Source organism: Bradyrhizobium sp. RDI18 (genome assembly GCF_043203335.1).
Classification (GTDB): Bacteria; Pseudomonadota; Alphaproteobacteria; order Rhizobiales; family Xanthobacteraceae; genus Bradyrhizobium; species Bradyrhizobium retamae.
On sequence record NZ_JBICRN010000008.1, the window covers coordinates 1,025,260 to 1,050,943 of the forward strand.

26 protein-coding genes, 4 pseudogenes and 1 riboswitch are annotated in these 25,684 nt (G+C 60.7%); of the genes and pseudogenes, 13 read left to right on the forward strand and 17 right to left on the reverse strand.

The genetic code is table 11. The annotated features are described in order from the left end of the window. Positions 1 to 103: 103 nt before the first annotated feature. From ccoS to ACFXS9_RS13750, 10 genes and pseudogenes are all read right to left on the reverse strand, one after another. Complete coding sequence (gene ccoS / locus ACFXS9_RS13705) at positions 104 to 268, reverse strand: cbb3-type cytochrome oxidase assembly protein CcoS (protein WP_392689622.1); 165 nt, start codon at positions 266 to 268, stop codon at positions 104 to 106. Then, complete coding sequence (locus ACFXS9_RS13710; protein WP_392699764.1) at positions 268 to 2,460, reverse strand: heavy metal translocating P-type ATPase; 2,193 nt, start codon at positions 2,458 to 2,460, stop codon at positions 268 to 270. The genes ccoS and ACFXS9_RS13710 overlap by 1 nt, the downstream gene beginning before the upstream one ends. A gap of 66 nt (positions 2,461 to 2,526) precedes the next feature. Further along, positions 2,527 to 3,024 (reverse strand): FixH family protein, encoded by a 498-nt coding sequence (locus ACFXS9_RS13715; RefSeq protein WP_392689624.1) that lies wholly within the window; start codon positions 3,022 to 3,024, stop codon positions 2,527 to 2,529. A gap of 20 nt (positions 3,025 to 3,044) precedes the next feature. Continuing rightward, positions 3,045 to 4,508 (reverse strand): cytochrome c oxidase accessory protein CcoG, encoded by a 1,464-nt coding sequence (gene ccoG, locus ACFXS9_RS13720; protein WP_392689626.1) that lies wholly within the window; start codon positions 4,506 to 4,508, stop codon positions 3,045 to 3,047. Between the two features lie 98 nt (positions 4,509 to 4,606). Beyond that, positions 4,607 to 5,478 (reverse strand): annotated as a pseudogene (ccoP, locus tag ACFXS9_RS13725) (cytochrome-c oxidase, cbb3-type subunit III). A gap of 7 nt (positions 5,479 to 5,485) precedes the next feature. Then, positions 5,486 to 5,650: a cbb3-type cytochrome c oxidase subunit 3 gene (locus tag ACFXS9_RS13730; RefSeq protein WP_392689628.1), complete on the reverse strand. Its 165-nt coding sequence runs from the start codon at positions 5,648 to 5,650 to the stop codon at positions 5,486 to 5,488. 12 nt (positions 5,651 to 5,662) lie between these two features. Then, positions 5,663 to 6,397 (reverse strand): cytochrome-c oxidase, cbb3-type subunit II, encoded by a 735-nt coding sequence (gene ccoO / locus ACFXS9_RS13735; RefSeq protein WP_392689630.1) that lies wholly within the window; start codon positions 6,395 to 6,397, stop codon positions 5,663 to 5,665. A gap of 11 nt (positions 6,398 to 6,408) precedes the next feature. Further along, positions 6,409 to 8,031, reverse strand: coding sequence for a cytochrome-c oxidase, cbb3-type subunit I (ccoN, locus tag ACFXS9_RS13740; protein ID WP_392699766.1), 1,623 nt, complete (start codon positions 8,029 to 8,031; stop codon positions 6,409 to 6,411). A 453-nt stretch (positions 8,032 to 8,484) separates the two neighbouring features. Beyond that, complete coding sequence (locus tag ACFXS9_RS13745) at positions 8,485 to 8,625, reverse strand: hypothetical protein (RefSeq protein WP_392689632.1); 141 nt, start codon at positions 8,623 to 8,625, stop codon at positions 8,485 to 8,487. A 92-nt stretch (positions 8,626 to 8,717) separates the two neighbouring features. Next, the gene (locus tag ACFXS9_RS13750) at positions 8,718 to 9,437 is read right to left on the reverse strand and encodes a Crp/Fnr family transcriptional regulator (protein ID WP_392689633.1); all 720 of its coding nucleotides are present in this window, start codon (positions 9,435 to 9,437) and stop codon (positions 8,718 to 8,720) included. 197 nt (positions 9,438 to 9,634) lie between these two features. Here ACFXS9_RS13750 and ACFXS9_RS13755 point away from each other — a divergent pair, with 197 nt between their 5' ends. Beyond that, the gene (locus ACFXS9_RS13755) at positions 9,635 to 9,952 is read left to right on the forward strand and encodes a c-type cytochrome (RefSeq protein ID WP_392689635.1); all 318 of its coding nucleotides are present in this window, start codon (positions 9,635 to 9,637) and stop codon (positions 9,950 to 9,952) included. 68 nt (positions 9,953 to 10,020) lie between these two features. Here ACFXS9_RS13755 and ACFXS9_RS13760 read toward each other — a convergent pair. The 3 genes and pseudogenes from ACFXS9_RS13760 to ACFXS9_RS13770 form a co-directional block, all read right to left on the reverse strand. Continuing rightward, positions 10,021 to 10,270: pseudogene (locus ACFXS9_RS13760) on the reverse strand (hypothetical protein); the annotation flags it as partial. A gap of 31 nt (positions 10,271 to 10,301) precedes the next feature. Then, positions 10,302 to 10,721 carry an HPP family protein gene (locus ACFXS9_RS13765; protein WP_392689637.1) on the reverse strand — a complete coding sequence of 140 codons (420 nt, stop codon included), beginning with the start codon at positions 10,719 to 10,721 and terminating at the stop codon, positions 10,302 to 10,304. Between the two features lie 27 nt (positions 10,722 to 10,748). Continuing rightward, entirely contained in the window at positions 10,749 to 11,576 is an 828-nt protein-coding gene (locus ACFXS9_RS13770; protein ID WP_392699768.1) for a universal stress protein, read from the reverse strand. A 276-nt stretch (positions 11,577 to 11,852) separates the two neighbouring features. Here ACFXS9_RS13770 and fixL point away from each other — a divergent pair, with 276 nt between their 5' ends. The 8 genes and pseudogenes from fixL (at position 11,853) to ACFXS9_RS13810 (ending at position 17,395) form a co-directional block, all read left to right on the forward strand. Further along, positions 11,853 to 13,388, forward strand: coding sequence for a sensor protein FixL (fixL, locus tag ACFXS9_RS13775; RefSeq protein WP_392689639.1), 1,536 nt, complete (start codon positions 11,853 to 11,855; stop codon positions 13,386 to 13,388). Next, on the forward strand, positions 13,372 to 13,989 hold the full coding sequence (fixJ, locus tag ACFXS9_RS13780; protein WP_392699770.1) for a response regulator FixJ: 618 nt from the start codon (positions 13,372 to 13,374) through the stop codon (positions 13,987 to 13,989). The genes fixL and fixJ overlap by 17 nt, the downstream gene beginning before the upstream one ends. Before the next feature lie 43 nt (positions 13,990 to 14,032). After that, on the forward strand, positions 14,033 to 14,470 hold the full coding sequence (locus tag ACFXS9_RS13785; RefSeq protein ID WP_392689641.1) for a response regulator transcription factor: 438 nt from the start codon (positions 14,033 to 14,035) through the stop codon (positions 14,468 to 14,470). Between the two features lie 121 nt (positions 14,471 to 14,591). Beyond that, a complete protein-coding gene (locus ACFXS9_RS13790; RefSeq protein WP_392689643.1) occupies positions 14,592 to 15,296 on the forward strand; it encodes a helix-turn-helix domain-containing protein in 705 nt (234 codons plus the stop codon). Between the two features lie 35 nt (positions 15,297 to 15,331). Further along, positions 15,332 to 15,592, forward strand: a complete 261-nt coding sequence (locus ACFXS9_RS13795) for a hypothetical protein (protein WP_392689645.1) — start codon at positions 15,332 to 15,334, stop codon at positions 15,590 to 15,592. Positions 15,593 to 15,716: 124 nt separating this feature from the next. Beyond that, positions 15,717 to 16,265: a LysE family translocator gene (locus tag ACFXS9_RS13800; RefSeq protein WP_392689646.1), complete on the forward strand. Its 549-nt coding sequence runs from the start codon at positions 15,717 to 15,719 to the stop codon at positions 16,263 to 16,265. Between the two features lie 240 nt (positions 16,266 to 16,505). Continuing rightward, positions 16,506 to 16,754 (forward strand): annotated as a pseudogene (locus ACFXS9_RS13805) (helix-turn-helix domain-containing protein); the annotation flags it as partial. A 41-nt stretch (positions 16,755 to 16,795) separates the two neighbouring features. Beyond that, on the forward strand, positions 16,796 to 17,395 hold the full coding sequence (locus ACFXS9_RS13810) for a hypothetical protein (RefSeq protein ID WP_392689648.1): 600 nt from the start codon (positions 16,796 to 16,798) through the stop codon (positions 17,393 to 17,395). 1,006 nt (positions 17,396 to 18,401) lie between these two features. Continuing rightward, a riboswitch (SAM-I-IV-variant riboswitch) is annotated at positions 18,402 to 18,506 on the reverse strand. Positions 18,507 to 19,417: 911 nt separating this feature from the next. Here the strand turns inward: ACFXS9_RS13810 and ACFXS9_RS13815 are convergent. Together ACFXS9_RS13815 and ACFXS9_RS13820 are read right to left on the reverse strand one after the other, a co-directional pair. After that, positions 19,418 to 20,878: a hypothetical protein gene (locus ACFXS9_RS13815; RefSeq protein WP_392689650.1), complete on the reverse strand. Its 1,461-nt coding sequence runs from the start codon at positions 20,876 to 20,878 to the stop codon at positions 19,418 to 19,420. Between the two features lie 138 nt (positions 20,879 to 21,016). Continuing rightward, positions 21,017 to 21,388 (reverse strand): hypothetical protein, encoded by a 372-nt coding sequence (locus tag ACFXS9_RS13820; protein ID WP_392689652.1) that lies wholly within the window; start codon positions 21,386 to 21,388, stop codon positions 21,017 to 21,019. Between the two features lie 115 nt (positions 21,389 to 21,503). Here ACFXS9_RS13820 and ACFXS9_RS13825 point away from each other — a divergent pair, with 115 nt between their 5' ends. After that, the gene (locus tag ACFXS9_RS13825) at positions 21,504 to 22,241 is read left to right on the forward strand and encodes a hypothetical protein (RefSeq protein WP_392689654.1); all 738 of its coding nucleotides are present in this window, start codon (positions 21,504 to 21,506) and stop codon (positions 22,239 to 22,241) included. Between the two features lie 227 nt (positions 22,242 to 22,468). Further along, positions 22,469 to 22,519: pseudogene (locus tag ACFXS9_RS13830) on the forward strand (hypothetical protein); the annotation flags it as partial. Positions 22,520 to 22,523: 4 nt separating this feature from the next. On the opposite strand, the gene ACFXS9_RS13835 reads toward ACFXS9_RS13830, so the two are convergent. Continuing rightward, positions 22,524 to 23,888, reverse strand: a complete 1,365-nt coding sequence (locus ACFXS9_RS13835; RefSeq protein WP_392689656.1) for a tyrosine-type recombinase/integrase — start codon at positions 23,886 to 23,888, stop codon at positions 22,524 to 22,526. Positions 23,889 to 24,201: 313 nt separating this feature from the next. Between ACFXS9_RS13835 and ACFXS9_RS13840 the strand changes: the two genes are divergently transcribed. Both ACFXS9_RS13840 and ACFXS9_RS13845 read left to right on the forward strand, forming a co-directional pair. Continuing rightward, positions 24,202 to 24,456, forward strand: coding sequence for a hypothetical protein (locus tag ACFXS9_RS13840; protein ID WP_392689658.1), 255 nt, complete (start codon positions 24,202 to 24,204; stop codon positions 24,454 to 24,456). Between the two features lie 56 nt (positions 24,457 to 24,512). Then, a complete protein-coding gene (locus ACFXS9_RS13845) occupies positions 24,513 to 24,827 on the forward strand; it encodes a hypothetical protein (RefSeq protein ID WP_392689660.1) in 315 nt (104 codons plus the stop codon). A gap of 154 nt (positions 24,828 to 24,981) precedes the next feature. Here the strand turns inward: ACFXS9_RS13845 and ACFXS9_RS13850 are convergent, their stop codons facing one another. Then, positions 24,982 to 25,170 (reverse strand): hypothetical protein, encoded by a 189-nt coding sequence (locus ACFXS9_RS13850; RefSeq protein WP_392689662.1) that lies wholly within the window; start codon positions 25,168 to 25,170, stop codon positions 24,982 to 24,984. Between the last annotated feature and the right edge of the window lie 514 nt (positions 25,171 to 25,684).

Sequence of the window (25,684 nt, forward strand, 5' to 3'; positions counted from 1 at the left end):
TAAGACTGCCCCGCCATCGCCGGTTGTACCAACTGAGCGTAGCGGGGCACTTTTATTTTGTTGGCTATGGCGAATGGCTACCTGGAATTCCCTGCGGCGGCATTTACGGAGCGGGCTTGTCGGAAGCAGGCTCGTCATCGGCAATCGCCCGCCAACCTGCCCCGTCGAGGTCGTCGTACTGACCGTTCTTGAGCGACCAGAGAAATCCCATCAGCCCGATGAGACCGAGCGTCAGCGCCAGCGGCACGAGAAATACCAGGACTTCCATCAGCCGAACTCTCTTGCGCCGCGATGCGCGCGCAGCGCATTCAAGATTACCAGCAACGACGAACCCGACATGGCCGCGGCCGCGACCAGCGGCGTTGCCAGCCCTGCAATCGCAAGCGGCACGGCAAAGAGATTGTAGCCCGCAGCCAGCCACAGATTCTGTCGCATCAGCAGCAGTGCCTTGCGGGAAAATCCGATGGCGGCGACGACGGGCGCGAGGCGGTCGCCGAGGAACACCAGATCGGCGGTTGCCTGGCTCAGATGAGTTGCGCTAACCGGCGACATCGAGACGTGCGCCGCGGCCAGCGCCGGCGCGTCGTTCATGCCATCGCCCACCATGAGAACCTTGGCGCCCTGCCGCTTTAGTTCATCGATACGCGCAATCTTATCGGCCGGCGTGACGCCCGCGCGCCAGTCGTGAATTCCAAGCGACTGCGCCGCGTGGCGTACGGCGGGCTCACGATCCCCGGACAATATCTCGACCGCGATGCCGACCTTGAGGAGAGCAGCAATTGCGCCGGCAGCGTCGGGGCGCAGACGCTGACGTACCGCGAACGCATGCCGCGTCTCGCCGTGACGGAAGGCGACGACGGAGGCCTCGGGATCCCGGCACAGGATCTCGTTGGCGATCTGGTCCGCGCCGCAAAACGACGGCCTGCCGAGTCGGACTTCCTGCCCTTTGACGAAACCGCGCACGCCCTGGCCCGCCACCTCTTCGATCGCGGACAACGGCGTCCGGGTCCCGGCCGCCCGCGCCACCGCGGCAGCGACCGGATGATGGCTGGCCAGCGCAAGCCGCCCGGCGAGTTCAAACACCTCTTGCGGAACATCAGCGGCATTCGTGACGTCGAGCTCCGGCAAAGTGAGCGTTCCCGTCTTGTCGAACACGACGCGGTCAACGACGGCCAGCCGCTCGATCGCGTCGCCCGAATTAAGCAGCACGCCGGTCCGGAACATGGCGCCGGATACCACGGTCTGCACCGCCGGTATCGCCAGCCCCAGCGCACACGGACAGGTGATGATGAGAACCGCTATCGCGGTGACGATGGCATCGTGCCAGCCTGCGCCGAACGCCGCCCAGCCCAGCATGGTCAGGAGTGCCGTCGCATGCACGACGGGGGCATAGAGCCGTGACGTCCGGTCGGCGAGTTGCACGTATCGGGAGCGCGCCTGCACGGCGTTGTCGAGCAGCCTGCTGATCTCCGCCAATAGCGTACCTTCGGAAGCCGCCGCCACCCGCACCCGCAGCGCGCCGGAAAGATTGAGCGTTCCTGCATAGATGGCGGTGCCCTGCTCCGCTTTCACCGGCAAGGTTTCGCCGGTGATCAGGCTCTGGTCGATCTTGGACTGTCCCTCGATCACGGAGCCGTCAACGGCAGATCGCTCGCCCGGACGCAGAAGGACGATGTCGCCGGCCCGCACCGCGGCAATGGGCACGACGCTAATTTCGTCGGCACCGACGAACTTCGTCGCCGTTTCCGCTTTCAACGCCGCCAGGTTTCCGGCGACGGCGCGCGTCTTGCGGCGCATGCTCTGGTCGAGGTAACGGCCGGCCAGCAGGAAGGCGAGCAACATCAGCGCCGCGTCGAAATAGGCGTGTTCGGCGTGGTGTATCGTTTCCGCTACCGACATCGCGAGCGCCAGCACGATGCCGATGCTGATTGGCACATCCATATTGGTGCTGCGCGCTGTCAAGGCGCGTAAAGCGGACCTGAAGAACGGCTGCCCCGAATAGGCCACCGCGGGCAGAGCGATCAGCGCCGAGAGCCAGTGGAAGAAATCGCGCTGTTCCGGAATCATGTCGCTGACGTTGCCGGACCACACCGGGATCGACAGCATCATCACGTTCATCGCACCAAAGACGGCGACGCCGAGGCAGCGCAACAGGAAGCTCGCCTGCTCCGTCTCGACCGCTTCGGCGCGAACCGGCTCGAACGGATAGGCCTTATAGCCGAGCTCGGCCAGCCGGTCGATAAACGCGCCGGGTCGAGCGCGCCCCTCCTTCCATTCCAGCGCCACACGGCGGTCGGTGAGGTTGACCCGCGCCAGGGTCACGTCGGGAAGGGCGGAAAGGCCGCGCTCGATCTTCGACATGCAGCCGGCGCAACTGACGCCCTCTACCGCCAGATCGATATGCGACAACCCAGATCCGAGATGCCGGACGTAATGTGAAAAATCTCGCGTCGCCTGCATGATCTGGCCTCTGGGTTTGGGCATGATCTTTTCGGAAAACCGGTTTCCACTTTGCCGGATCATGCTCTAGTTCAACAACACGCGGTTCTTGGACAGAAACAGCCGTTGTCCTGCCGCGACGCCTTCGAGCACCAGATCCCACTGGCCTGGCGCGATCGTCTCCGCGCTTCCGCGATAGATGCCGATGCCCACTTCGGCGAGCGTGACCTGCTGATCGGCGCGGCGATCGGTCGGCCGCTCGAACCGGCCCTGAAAGGTCAGCCCGGACATCGGCCGGCCGAAATTGTCGCGTGCCTCGACCCGCAGCGTCGCCCCGCCCTGCCCGCTGCGCTCGACATGGGCATCGACCTTCCAGTTGCGCGCGCTCTGGTCACGGGCGGTAGCGATCTCATTCGCATAGGCAAGGCTCGCGCTATAGGCGCTGTCGACCTCGGTGCCCGGCAGAGTCTGGATCGCAAGCCGCACCATGACGATGTTGACCCCGATCACGACGCCGAAGAACGCCACCATCGCGAAAAGGACCATGCGCCCGGTAATGGGTCTTGGCGTCTGCGCTCTGCTCATCTGCACACTCCTCAGAGATGTCATGGCGACACGAAATGATCGGTGGCGGTGGTCACTTCGCCGAGCCCGATATCGGTGACACGGAAATGCACCGGAATGGATTTGCCGGGATTGTTTTCCGCACGGGCCGTTACCAGCAGCCGCAGCTCGGTGGTCGCGTCGCGCGCCAGGACGATCATGGGCCGGTCCTGCGTCACGGAATCGGCACCGACGACATGGAGCGTGGCGTTGACCGGGCCATCCATGTCGATCGCGATCACGCGATCGAAGCCGCGCTTGTTCAAGAGGCGGACAGTGTAGGCGTTGCGAATAGAACCGTCGGAGAGCTTCACCGCGACCGGATTGCGGTCATGCAGCACGTTGATGTCGAGCAGCGAGCGCGTCAGCAGCGCATAAAGCATGATGGCGCCGACCGCGGCGATCAACGCGGCATAGGTGATGGTGCGCGGGCGCACGATGCGGTAGATCGGCGGCTTACCTTCCTGGCGCCGGTGAATATTGATATCGTTGTCGTAGCCGATCAGCCTGGTTTCCCGGCCAATCTTGGTCATTACCGTGTCGCAGGCATCGATGCAGAGGCCGCACTGGATGCAGTCGAGTTGCGGTCCGTTGCGGATGTCGATACCGGTCGGGCACACCGCGACGCACTGATAGCAATCGATGCAATCGCCGACCGGCTGGCCTAGAGCGCGCAGCTCGTTCGCCTTTTTCAGCGACGTGCGAGTCTCGCCGCGATCGTACTTATAGGTGACGTTGAGCGCCCATTCGTCGGTGAGCGCGGCCTGAATACGCGGCCACGGGCACATATAGACACAGACCTGCTCGCGCATGAAGCCGGCGAAGACGTAGGTCGTCGCCGTCAGGATGCCGATCCAGACATAGGCAATCATCGGTGCCTGGAACGTGAGGAGCTGCCACACCAGCGTCGGGGCATCGGTGAAATAGAGAACCCATGCGCCGCCGGTCCACCATGCGATCATCAGCCAGATCGAATGCTTCAGTGCGATTTCACCAACGCGCCGGAGTGTGATCGCGCCCTTGGCCGCGTCCTTGCGCATGCGCTCGCGCCGGTCACCCTCGATCATCCGCTCGACAGCGTAGAACAGATCGGTCCAGACCGTCTGCGGGCAGAGATAGCCGCACCAGATGCGGCCGCCGACCGCGTTCATCAGGAAGAGCGTCAACGCCGCAATGATCAACAGACCAGTGAAATAATAGACTTCCTGCGGCCATAGCTCGATTAAGAAGAAATAGAAGCGGCTGTTCGGCAGATCGACCAGCACCGCCTGGTCCGGCGCACCCAAACCGCGATTCCACCGCACGAACGGCAGCAGGTAATAGATCCCGAGGCAGAACGCCATCAGGCCCCATTTGGTGCGACGGAAGGTTCCGGAAACGCTCTGCGGATAGACCTGCTTCCGGGGCGCATAGAGCGGCCCGTCCTCGTCAAGCTGCAGTTCCGTTGGGTTCACAGTCTTGTTCATCGCTCGGTCGATCGCGTGTCAGGAGTTCACTGTAGACCCTGCTCCGAGACCGCGTTTGATCCACCTCAAACAAGACCGTGACTCGCCCCACCCGGCGGCTACTTGCCTCCGCCGAGCGAGTGGACATAAACCGTCAGCGCCTTGATCGTGGAGGGGTCGAGCCGGCCGACCCAGGCGGGCATGACCCGGCGCGGCCGTTGCTGATGGTCTCGACCAGCGACGCCTCGTCCGAACCGTAGAGCCATATCTTGTCGGTGAGATCAGGCGCACCGAGTTCCTGGTTACCCTTGCCCTTGTCGCCATGGCACGACGTGCAGTTATCGGCAAAGATCTTGGCACCGGCGGACGCGTCGTAGCCGGAGCTCGTCGGCAGGCCCGACAGCGACCGAATGTAATTGGCGACGCTCACGATGTCGTCCTTCTTAGGTACTCCGTCCTTGCCGAAGGCCAGCATTGCGCCCTCGTGAGCCTTCGGATGCCCGGAACGGGCGCCGAACTGGATCGTCTGCATGATCTGGTCGAGGCTGCCACCCCACAGCCATTCGTCATCGTTCAGGTTGGGATAACCCTTGGAGCCGGCGCCACCGCTGCCGTGGCATGGCGCGCAATTATCGGCGAATACCGTCTTGCCGCGGGCGCGGGCCAGCGCGAGCAAGGCCGGATCCTTCTCAATCTCCGCCAGCGGCGCGGCGCCGAGCGCCACCATCTTGTCGCCGCGGATCTTCTCCAGATTGGCAAGCTCGGTGGCCACCTCCGCGCGGGTCGAGTAGTTCCATATCCCGGTTGTATGGCTCCACAGCAACGGCCACGCCGGATACACGATCCAGTAGCCGATCGCCCAGAGAATGGTCGCGTAGAAGGTGATCACCCACCAGCGCGGCAGCGGCGTGTTGAGCTCCTTGATACCGTCCCACTCGTGGCCGGTGGTCGACTTGCCGGAAACATGATCGATATCGCTGTGTTCGGTCATGATCGCCTTACTCCTCGCGCAAAGGCATTTTGGCCGCTTCGTCGAAGACGGCCCGGTTACGCGGCCAAAGGGCGTAGGAGACGATAGCGATAAAGATTCCGACGAACACCGGCGTCCAGAACGACGTGACGAAGTCCGACGCGATATTGTGGACAGTGAGAATTGCTTTCATCGTTCTGCCTTCTCAGCGAAGATTTGCTTTTTCGTTGTAGAGTTTGAAGTCGACCAGCGTCCCGAGCATCTGCAGGTACGCGACCAGCGCATCCATTTCCGTCGGCGCCCCCGGCTTGCCGTCGAAGTTGCGCGCAGCCGCCTTCGGATAGCGTTTGGTGAACGCATCCACGCCGGCGTTATCAGGATCGGCCTGCGCCTTGAGGTCGGCGACGGCATTGGCGACCTGGTCGTCCGAATAGGGCACGCCGACACTGCGGTTGGTGCGCAGATGGGCCGCGACGCCCGCCTCATCGACTTCGGTCCGGGACAGGAAGGCATAGCCAGGCATGACGGACTGCGGCACGATCGCCCGCGGATTGGCGAGATGCGTTGCATGCCATTCATCGGAGTATTTGCCGCCGACACGCGCGAGATCGGGACCGGTACGCTTGGATCCCCACTGGAAGGGATGGTCGTACATGCTTTCGGCCGCGAGCGAGTAATGGCCGTAACGCTCGACTTCGTCCCGCAACGGCCGGACCATCTGCGAATGGCAGAGATAGCAGCCCTCGCGGACATAGACGTTGCGCCCGGCAAGCTCGAGCGGCGTGTACGGCCTGACGCCGTCGACCTTCTCGATCGTACTCTTGAGATAGAACAGCGGGGTGATCTCGACGAGACCGCCGATGGCGATCACGACGAGAATTCCCGCGATCAGGACGATCGAGTTCTTTTCGAAGATTTGGTGCCGTGTCCAGAAAGACATTTGAGCGCTCCTCATTCCGCCGGCTGAAGAGCCAGGGACGACTGCACTTCCGCTTCGCCGACGCGGACCGTCATCCAGAGATTGTAGGCCATTATCAATGCCCCGATCAGGAACAGCGCACCGCCCGCGGCGCGGATGATGTAGAAGGGATGCATCGCTTCCACGGATCCGATAAAGGAATATTCGAGGAAACCAAGCGAGGTGTAGGCGCGCCACATCAGGCCCTGCAGGATTCCCGACACCCACATCGCCGAGATGTAGAGCACGATGCCGATGGTCGCGACCCAGAAGTGCCAGTTGACCAGCTTCAGGCTGTAGAGCCCCTTGCGATCCCACAGCCAGGGAATCAGGCAGTACAGCGCGCCGAACGAAACGAATCCGACCCAGCCCAGCGCGCCTGCATGAACATGGCCGATGGTCCAGTCCGTGTAGTGGCTGAGCGAGTTCACGACCTTGATCGACATCAGCGGGCCTTCGAACGTGGCCATGCCGTAGAAGGCGACCGACACGACGAGCATGCGCAGCACGGGATCGGTGCGAAGCTTGTCCCAGGCACCCGATAGCGTCATCAATCCGTTGATCATGCCGCCCCAGGAGGGCATCCACAGCATGATGGAAAACGTCATGCCGAGCGTCTGCGCCCAATCCGGCAGCGCGGTGTAGTGCAGATGATGCGGACCGGCCCAGATGTAGAGAAAGATGATCGCCCAAAAATGGATGATCGACAGCCGGTACGAATAGACGGGCCGCTCCGCGCGCTTGGGAATGAAGTAGTACATGATGGCGAGGAAGCCGGCGGTCAGGAAGAAGCCGACCGCGTTATGCCCGTACCACCACTGGAACATGGCATCCTGGACGCCGCCCCATGCGATGTAGGATTTCGAGCCGAACACCGACACGGGGAGTGCCGGATTGTTGCCTAGATGAAGTACGGCGATGGTGACGATGAAGGCCAGATAGAACCAGTTGGCGACGAAGATGTGTGGCTCTTTGCGCTTGATGATGGTCACCAGGAAAACCAGCAGATAGACCACCCAGACGATGGTCAACCACAGGTCCGCGTACCACTCCGGCTCGGCATATTCCTTAGATTGGGTCACGCCGAGCAGATAGCCGGTGCCTGCGATCAGGATGAAGAAATTGTAGCCGATGACGACGAACCAGGGCGCGAGATCGCCGGCCAGGCGCGTGCGGCATGTCTTCTGTACGACGTACAACGAGGTCGCGATCAGCACGTTGCCGCCGAAGGCAAAGATCACGGCCGACGTATGCAGCGGCCGCAGTCGGCCAAAGCTGGTCCAGGGCAGGTCGAAATTAAGCGCGGGCCAGGCGAGCTGTGCGGCGATCAACAGCCCGACCGCAAATCCGGCGATACCCCAGAATACCGACATGGCCGCCGAGAACTTGATCGGGCCCATGTTGTAATTGGGCCGGCCGTTGACTTCCTGCGGTGGCAGCGATGCCGGGCGCTCGTAATACCGGTTCAATATCGCGAATACCGCCCACAGACTGACGGCGCATGCCAGCGAAGCGTGGAAGGCGAAGGCGGTATCCAGCGCCTTGGCTGCGCCAAACAGGCACAGAAGTGCGGATATTGAAAAGACCAGCACCAGACCGGCCTCGCCGTGAGTCATCGATTTTGCGGTTTGAGATTGGATCATGGGCGGGCTTCTCTTCTGTAAATGCCAGCTTCAATGATCACAGCTTCGCAATCGCCGATTTGATCGAAGTCAAACTTCGGTCGTTGGGGAGCGATCCGAACCGGACCTGGAGCGGGGCGTTCAGCAACAGCAGGGGCCAATCGGCAGGAGGGCCTGAGTTTCCGCGACAGCGCCCTCTTGTTCGGCGAACTCTCGGCTGTTCGTGCCGTTCGACTCAGCCGGACACTTGAACCTGGAAACGATGGCCCGCGCCCAGCGCGCAATCGCGCTGCCGGGAAGTGATTTTCCTGTACTGGTGGACATGGTCGTCAAAGGGAGACCTCGCAGGATCGGCGGCGCGGATGTCAGCAGCGGACTTGGCAGCCGATGTCGTTCACGGCGGTACTTTCATCCTGTAAACGATCCCGCCCGGGGGAACGCCCGATATCAGAACGCCCGTCGTTTGACGGTGGAATGCTGGGCCAATTGTTTCGGACGGGTCTGCATGTCCCCCCAGATCAGAACCGCGCCAAAGACCACGAACATCGCGACGACGCAGACGGCAACAAGCAACGAATCTGTTGGCATTGGGCTGATCTCCTGTGATGTGAGGAAGCATGCCCGTGCGCCTTCATTCGGACTTTGACCTAAGTCAATTTGATCGCGGTTGCGCCGGAATTTCACGCCGCAGCCATGGCTGCCGCACGCGTGGAATCCAGCAGCCGGACGCCGCCGGCGACGATGATGAGCATCTTTTCGCGTTCGAAACGCGTCAGCGTCCGGCTTACGGTTTCGATCGTCAGTCCGAGATAATCCGCAATATCCTGCCGGCTCATGGGCAGCGCGATGGTTTGCCGTTCGTCACCGATATGGGCCAGTCGCTCACGCCAGCCGACGAGGAAGGACGCGACTTTCTCCTCCGCGGTGCGCCGGCCCAACAGCAGCATCTGCTCCTGTGCCAGCATGAGTTCACGGGATGCGAATTCGTTAATCCGGATCAGAAAGTGCGGCCTCTGTCCAATGAAATGGGCAAATGCTTCCCTGGAGAGCCGGCACACCGAAACGGAATCGATCGCATCCGCCGAATAGCAGTAGCGATCGGACGGTGCTGTGCCGAGAAAATCGCCCGGCAACGCAAAGCCGATGACCTGACGTCGCCCGTCCGGCAGCAATTTATACAGGCGCGCCACGCCCGCGGTCAGGCTATGGACGGAACGGGCGGCCTGGCCTGCGGTGAAAAGCGCCTCATTGGGAGTGAGTTGAACATGACGGGCGAACCGCTCGAACTCCGCCAGATCGTTTTGGTCGAGCGCGCCGCAGATGCTCAGCGATCGGACGGCACAGGCCGAGCAGCGGCCAAAATTTGCGCGATTTGGATTCGGAGAGACGGTTCGTATCATTGCCACTGCCCGTTCGAGCGCCGGATTGGCCGCCACATCTCCCGGCCATGGCAGACTGCTCAGGGCTCTCGGAGATATAATTCATTCTAGCGAATCCAGCACCGCCTGATTGACGCAGATCAAATTCGCTGACGATTAAACCTGCATTGTGCGATTTGGGACCGGGAAACCCGCAGTCCCATGGAGTCGATGCTGCAATGATCGGACGCATTCTGGCGCCGCTGGCGCTTACGCTCATCACATTGACACCTGCAGCGGCGACCTCGCCTCAAGAGCAGCGCGGCAAGACCTTTGCGCTGAACAATTGCGCCAAGTGTCATTCGATCGACAACGTTTCGCCAAGCCCGCTCAAGATCGCGCCGCCGTTCCGGACGCTGCACAAGCGTTACCCGATCGAGACTCTTGCAGAGGCGCTGGCTGAAGGTATCTCGACCGGCCATCCCACCATGCCCGCCTTCCAGCTCGATCCGGACCAGATTGGCGACCTGCTGGCTTATCTGAAGAGCCTCGAATAGGCGCAGCTTCCGACGCGCGGCACGAGGTCAACGCGCCGGTTATCTCTTGAGCCGGCGCTGCGCCCAAGCAGGCGAGCGACGACCTCGTGGGAAAACTCCTTCATCGGCGCGAAGAACCGCAGCCGTAGATCCTGCATGTTGACATGCCTCAACATCTCATGGATCAGCGGTTCGTCTTCGGGCTGGATCGGGCGAACGAATACGCGCCAGCCGTTCTTGACCTCGATGTGGTTCGATCAGGCCGCGCGCTAGTTGCAGGTCGAGCGGCGGAAGCGCCAGCGCCTTGTCGTTGATGATCTCGACCGCCGTCCCGCCACGTCAGGTCCGATGCGCTCACAAAAGCTTACGCTTACGCGCGCTCTGTCAGCGTCCGCATGATATCTCCGCGCGAAATGATCCCCACCAGCCGCTGTTCGGCATCCAGCACGGGGACGCTCTTCATCCGGTGATCCACCATCAATTGCAATACACGCGTCAGCTTCGTTGCCGGATCGACATAGATGAATTCCGGCGTCATGACTTCGGCAACCGTCCGGGACAACAATTCGTCATAGGCCGGAACCATGCGGCCAGGGTTGAACGCAAAGCATTTCAGAAAGTCGAAATTGCTGACGACGCCGACAATGTCTTCGCCTTCTCGGACCGGATAGTAGTTGAAATCATCCTCGTCAAACATTTTCTGCAGCTCGCGCATGGTGGTGTCGCGAGCTACTGTTTTCACCGTTCGCGTCATGTGCTGCCCGGCAGTGGCTTCAAGAAATTTATGCACGGAGGCTCCTCGTCATCGAAAACTTTCTCAGCGGGACAAGAACGCGCAACGGCGCGATTCAGTTGCAAGGTGTCGCGTCACGCCACTGAGCATCCACTCGCGGAGGCGCGAGTGCCCGTAGGCACCGGCGATCACCACGCCGGCTCCGACGTTGGCCGCGATCTTGTCGAGCTGTTCGCTGACCCCGGCGGGCTTTTCGGGAACGGTTGTGTGGGCCGCGATCCCGTGGCTGCGCAGCCAGGCTGCCACGTCGGCAACCCGCGACACCGCGTCGGCACGACGGGTATTCTCTTCGGGAATTTCCGCAATCGTGACTTCTTTTGCCGCGGCCAGGATGGGCAGCGCGTCGAACACCGCCCGGCGTGCTTCCCGCACCTCCTTCCACGCGACCAGAACGCTTCTCAAATCGAGCCACTGCACCTCAGGCGGCACGATGATGAGCGGACGGCCGGCCTGCATCAGTAGATCGCTCGGATCCGCAGCCACGCTGGGATCCACCATGGTCTCGGGTCGCGCGCCAACCACGATGATATCGGCGGCCCTCGCCTGCTGCAGCATGTAAGGAACCGGCAGCGCCCGGGCGGAGCGCCACTCCACCGACGCCGCGCGCTTCTCGACCGAAGCGCGAAATTCCGCCCCGAGTTCCGACAACCGCCTCCGGATGGCGCCAGCCTCCTCCTCGAGGAGCTTCTGCGCAAAGTCGCCTTCGGCGAAATACATCGGCGGTCTGAGGTCCGAGGCGGCAACGCCGATAACGCGTGCCCCGAATCGTTCAGCGAGATCTCCCGCCACCCTGAGGCAGGCGTCGTTGGGCCGGTCCAGCGCCAGACCGACCATGACAGTCTTGTAGTTCATCACCTGCTCCACGCCTGTGGGCGAAAATGCCGTATGAGCGTCCTGCCCACGAAGCTGCATCCTAAAGACCCGTTTGCGGATCGAAACTGACCTAGATCAAGGACCTTCAGGTGTTGCTGACGCTGCACCGGCAAAAGCGAGGCGCCCTGACCAGCTCACGACAATTTCTTTCTATTTCAATGAGATAGATGCTAGTAGTGATTTCGTTCCGTTTCCTTTCCACCGGCTCGATTGGATGCGATATCTGGCACGCAAGAAGGCACTCGAAAGCGAAGCATGATTGACGTCGACCGACCGTTTCGGAATCAGGATCCGCTCGATGATAATGTGCGCAGCGGCGCCGAGGGATCGGGCGTCGGCACTTGGGGTCTGGAATTTTCAACCCGGAAATTGGACTGGTCCAGCGCCACACGAAAGCTCTTCGGCGTCGCGCCGGATACCGCTGTGGATTACGAATTTTTCCTTTCCCTGCTGGACCCAAAGGATCGCGACCGCACCGTAAAGGCCGTGCAGCAGTCGATCGATACCGGGTGCAACTTCGACGTTGAATACCGGGTGCACTCGAATGAGGGCCGCTGGGTGCGCGCGCTCGGCGCTATCGTCAATGGTCCCGGAGCCGGTCCTACACGGCTCAGCGGCGTCATGATCGACATCGATCGTGAGAAGCGCCTCGAAGATGCCGTCAGGACCCGCGAAAGACACTTCCGCTCGATCCTCGATACGATCCCGGATGCGATGATCGTGATCGACGAGCACGGCATCATGCAGTTCTTTAGCAGCGCCGCCGAACGCCAATTCGGCTACACCGAATCGGAGGCGATCGGGAAAAATATCAGCGAGCTGATGCCGGAGCCGGATCGCAGCCGCCATGACGGCTACCTCGCCCGCTACCTAAAGACAGGTGAACGACATATCATCGGCATCGGCCGCATCGTCACCGGGATGCGCAAGGACGGCACCACATTTCCGATGCATCTCACCATCGGTGAGATGCGGTCCGGCGGAAATCCCTACTTTACCGGCTTCGTCCGCGATCTTACCGAACATCAGCAGACTCAGGCACGATTGCAGGAACTGCAATCCGAACTCGTTCACGTCTCCCGCCTCAGCGCGATGGGCGAAATGGCTTCCGCGCTCGCTCACGAACTCAATCAACCGCTTTCGGCGATCAGCAACTACATGAAGGGATCGCGCCGCCTGCTGGCTGGCAGCACCGACGCCAACGCTTCCAAGATCGAAGCGGCGCTTGATCGCGCCGCGCAGCAGGCGATCCGCGCCGGCGACATCATCAGACGATTGCGCAACTTCGTCGCGCGCGACGCTTCCGAGAAGCGCGTCGAAAGCGTTTCGAAAATGGTCGAAGAAGCCGGCGCGCTGGGACTTACCGGCGCCCGCGAACAGGGAGTGTTCCTCCGCTTCAACCTGGATCCATCGTGCGACCTAGTGCTTGCCGACCGGGTCCAGATTCAGCAGGTCTTGGTCAACCTGTTCCGCAATGCATTAGAAGCGATGGCCGCTTCGAAGCACCGCGAGCTGATTGCCTCGAACACCAGGATCGCTGATGATATGATTGAAATAGCGGTTTCGGACACTGGATCCGGCTTCGCCGGCGATGCCCTCGCGAACTTGTTTCAGCCATTTTTCACCACGAAGGAAGCCGGCATGGGCGTAGGCCTTTCGATCAGCCGCACCATCATCGAAACCCATGGCGGCCGGATGTGGGCCGAAACAAACAAGTCGGGTGGCGCGACGTTCCGCTTCACGCTGCCGGCTGCGCCTGGCAAGGATCTGGCCGATGTCGCAGAGCGGTAAAGTCTACGTCATCGATGACGATCCGGCGATGCGCGACTCGCTGGATTTCCTGCTGGAATCTGCCGGTTTCTACGTGCGTCTTTTCGACTCCGCCCAGAATTTTCTGAACGAGCTTGCAAAGCTGGAGCCCGGCTGCGTTGTGACGGATGTTCGCATGCCGGGCGTTGATGGCATGGAGCTGCTGCGTCAGTTGAATTCGGGCTCGCGAAAGCTTCCTGTCATCGTCATGACCGGTCATGGCGACGTGCCTCTCGCCGTCGAAGCGATGAAGCTCGGGGCGCTCGACTTCCTCGAAAAGCCGTTCGAGGACGACCGCTTGATCGGTATGATTGAGACCGCCCTCTCGGGAAGCGAAAACGGCTTGAAAGGTGATGCGCTGTCGGCCGATATGGCCGCCCGCGTCGCCTCCCTAACCCAGAGGGAACGCCAGGTGATGCAGGGGCTGGTGACCGGGCAATCGAACAAGACGATCGCCAGGGAATACAATATCAGCCCCCGCACGGTGGAGGTCTACCGGGCGAACGTCATGACCAAGATGCAGGCCGGTAACCTTTCTGAGTTGGTCCGGTTTGCGATCCGGGCGGGGGTTGTCGGAGATTGAGCCAAGTCAATTCCGGGAGGCGTAAACCGGCTATCTTGCTGGGATGATCGACACCCGAAATAGCCCCAACAGTGAAATCTGGACCGGCTCTGCGCCCAGGAAATCGATGATTTACGTCGTTGACGATGATTACGACGTCCGTACATCGCTGCGATTTCTGCTGGAAACGGAGGGATTCGATGTCCGCACATTCCGCAGCGGGACCGCGTTGCTCGGCTCTTCAACCCGGCACCGCGCGGATTGCCTTGTCGTGGACTACAAGATGGCGGAAATCGACGGTTTGGAACTGGCCCACCGGCTAAGGGGCTTGGATGTCGCAACGCCGATCGTTCTGATCACAGGGTATCCGGACGAAAACATTTCGGCCAAGGCCAGTTCGGCCGGGGTACGCCAAGTGCTTTTAAAGCCTAATCTGGAGGGAAATCTGGTCGAATGCGTTCGAAACGCGATCGATGCGCGCCGCTCTGCAAACCAGCCCTGACGTTCGACCCACCGGTCTCCGTAAAACCCCGTAGGGGAATGCCCTTAGGATATCGACCGAAATATCCGGGAATAAAAATCTCCATTAGCACAGAGCCATCCCGCATCGAGGAGATGGCAAAATGCTCACCCAGACGATCACGACCACGGCAGTCCCGGCAGCCAAGGTTTTCCCGGCTCCGCGTACCCCGACTGCCTCGACCACCGACCAGTTCAGCGTGATTGCCAGTTGTGCGGGTGTGATCGCCACCGAATTTTCCTACCGAAAGGACGAGGAAATTTATGGCGAGGGCGAGCCTTCCGAATACGTCTATCAGGTGATCCGCGGTGCAGTTCGCACCTACAAGCTTCTCAACGACGGGCGGCGTCAGATCCGCGCTTTCCATCTGCCTGGCGACGTCTTCGGCCTCGAGCCCGGTTTGGCTCATCGCCTGACGGCCGAAGCAATCACCGATACCACCGTTCGCCTTGTGAAGCGCCGCAGCCTCGAAGCGGCTGCCGGATCGAATGTCCAGGTGGCCCATAATCTCTGGACCATGACCGCATGCGATCTCCGCCACGCCGAAGATCATATGCTGCTTCTCGGCCGCAAGACCGCAACGGAGAAGGTTGCCACCTTCCTGCTGGAAATGGACCGTCGGCTCGCTAAGGCCGGCATGATGGCCCTTCCGATGAGCCGCCGCGACATCGGCGATTATCTCGGTCTGACGCTCGAAACCGTGTCGCGGACACTTTCACAGCTCAACGACCAGGGCATCCTGGTATTCTCGAGTGCCCGTCAAATCGTGCTGCGCAATCGCCAGCGGCTGGCCGACATGGACGCTTGAGCTCCGACGGCTGGCCGGAAAGATGGGAGTGCAAGATGAACAACTATCGCGTCTCTTTCTACAAGGATCTCTTGAACTCGGACGGCCATAGCTTCAAGTGCCTCCAGCGCCAGGTCGACATTCAGTCGGACGGCCCGTCCGAAGCGCTGGTGCTGGCGGAACGGCTGGTCGACAACGAGCGCCTGAACGCAGACTGCGTCGAGGTGATGCACCTGGCCGGCGGCCAGCATGAATTCGAACATCCATCGAGCCATTCGCTCGCGCCCAGCAAGCCTGCTTGGAATCGCGTCGCGTGAAGAACTCACTGCGATATGGATCGAATGCTTGAGCTTGCGGCCGGCGGTTGGACGCCGCTTAATTCACCGCTCCTCGCATTCGTTCTGACATCGTTCTTCATCGAAATGACGCCAGGGCCGAACAATGGCGTATCTGGCCGTGCTCGGTGCCAGCCGTGGCCGCCTTGCCGGATTCTCCGCCGTGCTCGGCGTTACTCTCGGGCTGGCGCTTCTGGGTATCGCGGTCGGCCTCGGCGGCGGATCGCTGGTGCTGAACAATCGCGTCGTCTTTGAAAGCCTTCGCTGGGCGGACGCGCTTTATCTATGCTGGCTCGCGTTTGACAGTTGCAGGGAAGCCAGGCAACCGATCGAGACCGGGCAGCTCGATCAATTTCACCTCGTTCATTTCCGTCGCGGGCTAATTACCAATCTTCTGAACCCGAAGGCAGCGTTGTTCTTCATTGCCGTGCTTCCTGAATTTATCCAGCGCCCGGTGCCTTCGACACGCGAACTGGCCATTCTGGTTTCGATCTATGTCGGGTCGCCACGTTCGTGCATGGGCTTTATCGTGGCGCTGGCAAGCAGGCTGCAGACGTTATTCGCCGCACCACAACGGCGCGAAATGGCGGGCAACATCTTCGCTATCCTACTTATCGCGATCGCGGCCTGGCTTTTCGCGAGCGGCGGCCGTTAAACGAAAGGTTCAATCAGATGGTTAGGACCGGCGCGGCGACCAGAACGCGGAGCGGTCGATAATGGCGGATTGACACCGACGTGGGATCACCTTTTGGCGATCCACATAGCGCCGAACAAGCCGGGCTTTTTGTTCCAGAACAAAGAAAAAGCGGAGAACCCATGCTGAGATGCATGTTGCGCAAAAGGCAACGGCCGCACTGCATCGCGCCGGCCAAGTCCTTCCATATGGGTTGCCGACATGATCAAGGAACGAGACTCTGACAGCGTCTTTCTGGAGGGGCTTGGTCAACGCATCCGCACCGTGCGGAACCTCCACGGCATGTCACGAAAAGTACTGGCTCGGGTCTCGGGCATCTCCGAGCGCTACATCGCGCTACTTGAAAGCGGCAAGGGCAACGTTTCGATCGTGCTGTTGCGCAGAATATCGAACGCGATGGGCACGCAATTGGGGGATATGATTCCGACCGGAGAACCGCATCCGCGATGGCACGATGCCAAAATAGACGCGCTCCCGCGCGTGGGGACGCGTTGATCGTCACTACCGCTCCTTTCTTCCTGACCAAGGACGCCGACGACAATCTCACGAAGCAATGGGACTTCACCGGCATTTGCCGCGAGAAAATGGACGCGCCTACGTTCATCCTGTTTGATCCATCGCAAAGACGCGATACGCCCACACGATCATGCTGGGCCGGTTTCAGCCACGTTACGGAGCGCGCCATGGTAGCCCAGATCAAAGCCAAACCAATCCTGGAAAGCGCGATCAGTCTATTCAGTGATTGGCTCAAGCACCGTCAGGAAATGCGTGAGCTTCGCGACATGAACAGTAACGATTTCGCACGAATTGCGCGGGACCTTTGCGTAAGCCCCGCCGAACTCGATGCCGTTGTCCGCCAGGGACCGCACGCCAGCGATGAATTGCCGCGGCTGCTGAAATCCCTCGATATCGACGAGGCGACCTTGGCGAGCACGCAGCCTGTCCTGCAGCGCGATATGGTGCGCGTCTGCGCGGCATGCCAGCAAAAAGCCCGGTGCAACCATGATCTCGACGCCGGCACGCTGACCCAAAACTATGAGGAATACTGCCCCAATGCGCTGGCGATCGACGAACTGGGAGAGAGGCCGTGATGCCATTCGTCAGTTTGGGCCGGCGATCAACCGGCCAAGACTATTGAGAAGCCAAGAAAGGTGTAGCGACGGCCGTACTGCATGGATCCATCGTCGCACATCCTCGCCAGGCTGCCGCAATGTTCGCTGCGTAGACGAGTTACGTAGGATGCGGTCAATCGGTATCCGACATGCGTCGCTCGACTCGTCGCTGCCAGCGTGATGATCCCGGCGCGTTCCGCAATCCAAACGCAGACATCGCATTCAGCGAGAAGCCCAGCAGCACAAGGCAAATCGAACCCGCACGATCAGCCTCGGTGGCGACCAAACTCCGCATCAAACTAATGACGCGATGTGCCAATAGCTGACATTTTGTCCCATCTCCTACTTCGACACCCTGTGCCGGGTCGGCGTCAGCGTGCTGACGGTGCGGCCTCTGAGATCGAGGACGTCACGCCAGCCTGGCTTTCGAGGACCAAATGGATGTACGAAGGGCTTGGCCAAGCGCGGGCAGAAGTTGAAGCGAAAGATACGTGGGTAGCGTATCGATCCCAAGACCGGCGAGGTGATCTCATCTTGAGCAGCCGGCATCGCGCGAATTGACCCGGAGGGCATCGGGCAAAGCGACCCCATCAGGGACCCAGCCGACTTCCCCCGTTGGCCATTTCGCCCATCGCCAACCGGTGTAAGGGCTGACCAGCCAAGCACCAGGGCGACAGTCTTCAAGCCGATGGCGTGCACCGTGCACGTCGATCATCGCCTTTGATCCGCGCGGTCGGTTCTCGCGCAAGGGTGGAAGCGAAAAAAGCACAGCGGGGATTGGGACGTCATCAACCGACGGCAGACGCTCTTTGGCCGGGCCATGCCGTCCGTCCATCCATTCGACATGGGGACGGGCAAATTCGGGGACCTCTGACCAGGGCACCCCCGCCGAAGTAACATCGCTCGAAGCTTGTCCGACGTCGCTTGGGTCTCTTGTAGACATAAAAATTCCCTCCATCGGGTTATCCGAGAGGGCTGACGATCGCGCGACCCGTTTCGTTGCCGAATGGCCGCATCCCCTTGCGGGAACCACCTTGCCCGGGAAGGCAGGTTGGCGAGAGCGTCAGCCGCCCTCCTCTGGATGCTCCTATCCGTATAGCAGGCTCGAAGGTCTTCATCTAGTGCTGGAGTTGCGAAGCCTCTTTTGAAGCCAGCAGCATATGCAATTCGCGCCAGCCCGGGCGAACCTGGGCAGCGGCGTAGCGGATGCCCGCAACGCCGCCGCCGCTAGAGGATGCGCGCGGCCAGCTTGCCCCGCAGAGCACCACCACTACGTTGGACGCGATCCGGCCATCGCATTCGTCGGCACGTCTGCGAACTCGCTTCTCGCGAATGAAGGTGTGTTTTGGTTACCGGGAGCATCCAACGCTCGTTGGGTCCTTCCCGGGCCGGGCAGACCCCGCGGTGCGCGCCGCTCCCGATATTCAAGTATATTCCGTAAAATGTAGTACATGCTTGCCTCGCATCCCGAGGGATATAAATGCCTGCAAATGCGAGACTTTTGACTCCGTGGGGTGAGATTGAGGTTGCTCCAAACTTGGGCCTTCGATCCTCAATTCAGCACGGACTTCAGAATGTCGGCGAGATGAGCGCCGCCGAGATCGCGGACTGGGCTTATTGGAATCGTCACCCAAGGCGAACACGACTGGGTGCTCGTTGGCGCGCCGGAGCAAGCGCGCGGTCGGCGACACGACGCGCGATAGCGGCACTTCGGAAAGCGGGCGTTGTTGCAATTGCAGGCAAACGCGGTCGTGAGTGCGTCTACTGCAGCTGCGCCTGATTCCAATTCCGCTGCTAAAGCCTGGCGGATCGGCTGAAGATTACACGCGAGGAAGCCCTGACGCTGCTACAGGAAGTAGAGCCGGGCTTCTAGTGGGCATCCAGCCCGATAGCCTCCCTCGCTCGATCAGCCATGTTGCCGCGCGGCAACCTCCTTTCAGTGAGTTGCACGTTGGAAGGCAGCATCCGGTCCAGAACCGGTAGGAGGAGCGCCAATGTTCCTCACCAAGGACGATTTTGTTGTCGGCGGAGCCTTATTTTTGGAGCCCGCTTGTGCCGCTCACGGATCACCTTACCTTTGAACCGAGCGTAGCGATCGATCTGATCGAGATAGTCGCGCCGACTATCGAAAAGAGGATCTTCAAACTCGACGCCCTCGGCTGGTGACGGCCATTCAAAGGCGTCTGGATCTGGCTCGTTGAGGTCCCGAAGCTCATCCTCCATCGCTTTCGAGAGGGCCTCCATGCGCTCGATCAACTGGTCCTCTCTTGCATCGATCAGTTCGCGCAGTTCGTCGAGCCTCTCCTCGACTTCCTCTTCAAGCGCTCGCCGCTCTTCTTCGATCGCCGCAATCTCGTCGGCGTGGCGCCCTCGTACCTCCGCCTCGACGCGTTCTATCTCCTGCCGAATTTCGTTCCGTGTTGCCGCCATTTCGGAGTCGAGATCGGAGTCATAGAACCGCTCTATGTTCTCGACTAGGATGCGCCGGATCACGCCCGGATGAAGTGCTTCGAGCGCGTCTAACTCGGTCGCGCCCTCGCCATAGCGAGCCTCGAACTTTGCCCCGCGCCTCTCGGTTGCCTTGAGTGGCGTCCGGGGAAGCCTGAACTCGACGCACTGCTGGTGCGTCAAGGCGATCGGCTCCAATTGGATATCTAGGTCGTCCTGCTGAATGAGGTATTCGATTTTCCTTGCGACGGCGACAGGCATACTTTGACCGGCCGGGTCGAAATCGGAGAGGTAGAGAATCCGGACTGGCCGCTTACCGCGCCGGGCGCGAACGACCAAGTGCTCGACTGCGGTCAGCGACATCTCACCAGCCCCAGTGATGACATTGCAGTCATACTGCCGTCCGAGCGGGAAAAGAACATCATCCAGCGTCGTCTTCTCAGCCCAGATCTCAAGATGATAGGGTTGGCCTATGTTCGGCGGAGAAAATTCCAAGGAGGGCATGGAGAAGCTGGGACCTTCATAGCTGTATAATCCACCGCGTGAGGTCACCGCGCCGCCGCCGACCCAGATCCGCGTCTCGTAATCGTCCTCTTCGTCCTCGCGCACGATTAAAGCGTCGGGGCTGCGATGGTCGAGGAATGAGAGTGCCGGAAGCATGTCGAGATATCGCGCATCACGCGCCCCGCGTACGAGCGTAGACCAGCATCTATCCGTGTTCTCATAAGGGGTGCCGTCGACCATGATGACCGGCTCGGCCTGGCTGACGAGAGCGTAGTGGATTCTCCTAAGATGCGCGCCAACCTTGAAGCCAAGGCTCTGATAGAGATCGACAAACCACCTCGCAGTCTCAAGTCGCGATGGCCGCGACGCCATCCATGGATCGGCGGTGCCAGCCAAGGCATGGACATCCTCCATAGGCCGATTTACGTCGTGCGCCAGCGCGATAAGGTCGTCGTAACCCGACGGTGTGGTTCTTCTGTTGTCGGGAATGCTAGCGTCACCGGCGTCCATTATCGATCTTCCCTTCAGAATACGTATCTGGTGCCGGGGGATCGGGTGACGCGATGACAGCAGGTGGCACCATTTGGCCTATAGAGTCCAAGTGGACTGCATAAATGGGACTCTATTGGAAAATGACGTCATATGCTGTCATCGTGTCACCCCTTGGCCCACCAACGGCCATTTTTGTCGCGCCTTTGCTGCCAGCCCAGCGACGTCATGACAGCTGCGATGCGACGTTGATCGGCTGTGCCGATCCGGTTGGTCGTAAAGCCGAGTGCGCTCGGCAGTCGACGCCCCGATCTGCGCAAGCTTTTTTACCCGCGGCCGCTCAGAACGTGCCGGATCGCGGCCGAAGCACCTCTTCTCGGCTTCATCGAGCGCGTTGTCGACCAGCTCTTTCAGAAGGACGAGCGACCACTGTTCGGCCGGGTGTCCGGTCTGCTTTTCCAGCTCGTTGACAGAGCAGAACTCAGTAAGCTGGCCGGTCGCGAAGACCTTGCGGTGCAGGCGGTTGCTCATCGCTTTCCTTTCTGAAGCCCAGCGCCTGGTACGACGCGCAGCGCATGTGTCGTTTGACACAATACCGCACTTCTGCCATTGTGTCGAGTGACACAGCGGAGAGCAAGAAGGCCCGATGTCCCGACTTACCCTGCAAGATGTCCTCACCGCGACGGCGACGCCGTTTCCAAAGTTCCAATCGCTGCGCCGTCGCAATCAAATTGGCCTCGCCTTTGGGCGCAGTGTCGCCGCTGCCTCGCTATCTTATGTCGCGGCCGACTGCGTCGGCTTGATGCTTGTCGACGTGCTTGCGCAATCGTATCCGAATGCATTCGCGGCGACATTGACACGGGTCCATTTCGACGGCTGGGGCTACACCCTTGCCGAGGCCGAAGCGCATCCCGACCACGATGCCAGTTTTTGCGTCGTCGACCTTGAGCGCGAGAGCGACGGCCAGAAAGCGCACTTTGTCGCCGGTGCCGCCGACCTTGTGAACCCGCAAGCGCTGGCCGCCGAACTGCTGGAATCGACGCCGGGCGCGCGGGGCTATGTCGCGGTTCGGGTTAACTGCATCAACATCAGCCGCTTGGTCCGCTTCATCCGCAAGACGGCAGCGGCGAATGGCATCGATCTGTCCGCGGCGTTCCTGCCGCCGCCCGACAGCCACGCCTACCGCGATCTGATGCGGCCCTACGTGGAATTGCGCGATCAAGCCATCATTGAGGTCAAGAACCGCAAGAAGCGCGAGGCGGTCGCTGCCAAGATCGGCGAGAAGGCCCGCTCCGCGTTCGAGGCACTCATGCGCGAGGGGCCCTCCCATCTCCGCCAACGAGGCCGAGCTCGGCGTCCGGCGGCGACAGGGAGAGCGTGGTGATCAGGCCGGTGCGGGGCTGGTGAAGTCAAGTAGAGGTTAGTGAAGGTATCGTCATGGTTGATGAACACAACCGGAAAGAATTGACATCTTATATCCGCAAGGTACGGGCCGCCCTCCTCGCGGAGTCGGAAGAGCCGCCGGCCAAGCGCGAGCCTGCCCCGCGCGTGCGCAAGGTGGTGGCGGATGACGAGCGGCTGACGGTCCAGGAGGCGGCGGACTATCTGGGCATGTCCAAGAGCACGCTGGACAAGCTGCGGGTCAAAGGCGGCGGCCCGGTCTTCATCAAGAGAGGCCGGTCGGTTCGCTACCGACGCGCCGCTCTTGATGCTTGGGACGAAGCGAACGAGCGCACTTCAACGGCTGACACTGGCGCGCCGACTCAGCGCCTGGCTGCGCCTGGCCTGATCCCGGAAACTGCACCACGTTTGGAGGTGTCGGTTGCACGAGTTGTTCGACATAGGCCGCGAGCTTTTCGATCGCGTCGGCTTTTTCGTCGCGGTACGCCCACTTATTATAGACGCCGCGCATGCCGGGCTGCACATGGCCCAACAGCCGATCGGCGACCTCAGCCGATACGCCCGCCGGAATCATGAACGTGTTCGCGGTGCGGCGCAGATCGTGCGGCGTGAAGTTGGCGATCGGTCCCCTCCCCTCGCTCTTGCGCAGTTCATTGATCTTCTTGATCAGCCTCGGCTTGAACTTCGAAAAGCCCGACAGCGGCACCTCGCCGCCGGTGGTCGAGAAGAGGTAATCGCCCCGGTTGCCGCGCGCTGGCAAATGCGGCTTCAGCGCTGGTGTCAGTGGGATGACGTGGTCGAGCTTGATCTTGTAGCGCGCGGCCGGGATCGTCCAGTTCTCTTGACCCCGGTCGAATTCGCTCAGGTGCATGTCCGAGACCTCGCTACGGCGGCAGGCGCTCAGAAACAGCGTGCGCCAGAAGTAGCCTTGCACGCCTTCCAGTTTGAAGGTCGCCCGCCAGAAATCGCGAAACTCTTCGACATCCAGCACACGTTCGCGCTTCTTTTCCTTGGCGCCGCGCCTCTTGCTCGGAATCGGGTTGGTGACGAACTTCTCATCGCCATCGCGCCACCATTCCAGTGCCGTCTTGAAGTGCGAGCGTACCCGGTTGGCCATGGTGCCGCCGGTCTTTTTGCCCTTGGTCTGCTCTTTGACGCTGTCCTTGACGGCATCCAGCATGCCGACGACCTGCGTCAGCGTGAGGTCATAGATCACCACACTGCCGATCTTGGGCCGGACGTACCGGTCAAACATGCTCTCGATTTCATCGGCGCTTCGAAGGTTCCCGTGGTCCGGATCGCGCGCGTATTTCTCCAGCCACTGGTCAAGCACATGGTCGACCGTGTTGGTCGAGCGGGCCGCCTCGACCTGCTGCTCGGCCGCCGGGTCGCGGTCCTGCGCCACCAGACCGGCGTACTTCTTGGCCTCCTTCCGGGCTTCCTCGACCGTCACCGAGCCGTGAAGGCCCAGCGCCAGCCAAGGCCGCCTGCCGCCCTTGGAATACTGAAACCCGAAGGTCACCTTGCCGCTGGGCAGGCGGCGCGCGATGAAGCCCTTGATCTCGGTGTCGCTGATGAACTCACCCTTTTCCAGGGCGTCGACCGAGCGCTTCGTAATCCTGTCTTTCAAGCTTGTCCCCCAAATTTGCCGTGCAACGCTCATGCAACACTTGGACGGCAAAATGGCGTTGCACGGTACAACACCATGCAACAACAGGCTATGCAGCTAATGCCTGTAGTTCAAGGCGTTTTTGAAAAAAATGAAGGATTAGAGCACGTTACATTTGACCCCTTGCTAGAACTTTTAATCATGGGGTCGAGGGTTCGAGTCCCTCCGCGCTCACCAATGAAATCAAACAGTTACTGTTCTTCTCGAGTTTATTTTTATCTGGCGGGGGCACACTCGGGGCACAATCGCCAGCGGCTGCACCTGCAGGCCCGCTTTGCTTGTTTTCAAACTGCGTTATCATCAGGACATGACCCTTGCTGACGTCCTCAACGATACAGACACGATAGGCGCCATTGTTCTCGAGTACGTCCAGGCGTGTCGCGGCGACAAGCGCGCCAAGGCGGACTATATCGCCAGCCTGTCACCGGATGACCGCGAAGCCCTCAGGGGCTTCGAGCTCGTAAATCCCGACTGGCGGCTTTTCCGTGATCTGTCCGAATCGGCTCAGCCCGACCGCCTCGCGGCCTAAGCTGTACCGCTAGCCGATTGGACCGGCCTGATCCGTTTTCGATGAGCACTAGGCCAATGTTTTCTAAGGTCTCGCTTGCCGCGTTCGTGCTGATTTTGGTGCTTGCTGGCAACATTGGCAGCAAAGCGGACGACCCACTACCGCAACTGAGGAAAAACTACGAAGATTGCGTCTACCGCGCAGTTCGTTCGCAAGCTGAAAAATTAAGGTCTACGGGCGGCACCTCTGAAACGATCGAGCTGGCATTCGAAGCTTGTCAAAGCGAAGAACGAGAAATCGTAGAGCACCTAAATGCCATCCGCATGGCGCCAGCTACGGTTGATAAGGCCTTACGGGCCTTCAAACTGAGGCTGCAGAAGACGGTTCGATAAGAGAGATCGGGCGAGAGATTGCAAAAGCTCTAGATAATATTGAGCGCCTTAGGGACGACCGCTCTCTGATTGCTAAAGATAGATCGCTGAGCGGGTTCGTATGGAAAAGGGGCCCGCCAGCGTGAACCGGCGGGCCGGGACTGTCAGAGCCAGATCAGGCGCATTCGTTGCCCCCGATCCTGACGACGGTTGCGGGCTTCTTCTCAGGCTCGCCATCCCAAAAGCCGGGCAGCGTGACAAGCCTCCTTACAGCGTCGAGGATCGCAAGCGCGTCGCCTCTGCTCTCGGGGAGTTCCCCGGCAAGCTGGATTGCGTGGCGTCGGTGCCAAGGCTGTTCCTTCATGCCGACACCGCAAGCTTGGGCAGGATCTCAATCAGATTGTTAATCAGGAAGTATTGCCAAGTTCGGTTGCCCTTCAACTCTTCACAGCAGATATCTTCGGGCCAGCGGCCTTGTGTCCGCGATGGATGGCAGCAAGGTTTGCCGGTTCGGAACGTGTGCCCGGCCACATCCCAGCCATCTCCGCCTTGTGGCCCATATTACCGATGGAGTCGGCAATCCATGATGTGCATACCGCGTTGAATCGACCCGCTAGCGGCCCCGGCAATACGCAACGCACCGGGGCCGCCGCACAGAGGCCCCCGGGGGGCTTTGGGGGCATTGCCCGGGGGAACGTTCAAAATAGTCCGCCATCGGACCGTCGTCTGTACGGCCGCCGACAAAGGACAGGCCCGCTAGCCTGAACCGGCGGGGCTTCCAGCGCATCAAGACCCGCTTTGTGCTCGCCCAATCTTTCCGAAGGATGCGCCTTAGCGTCTTGTCCGCGGAGCCCGCCAAGCCGAAACAGCCTCTCACA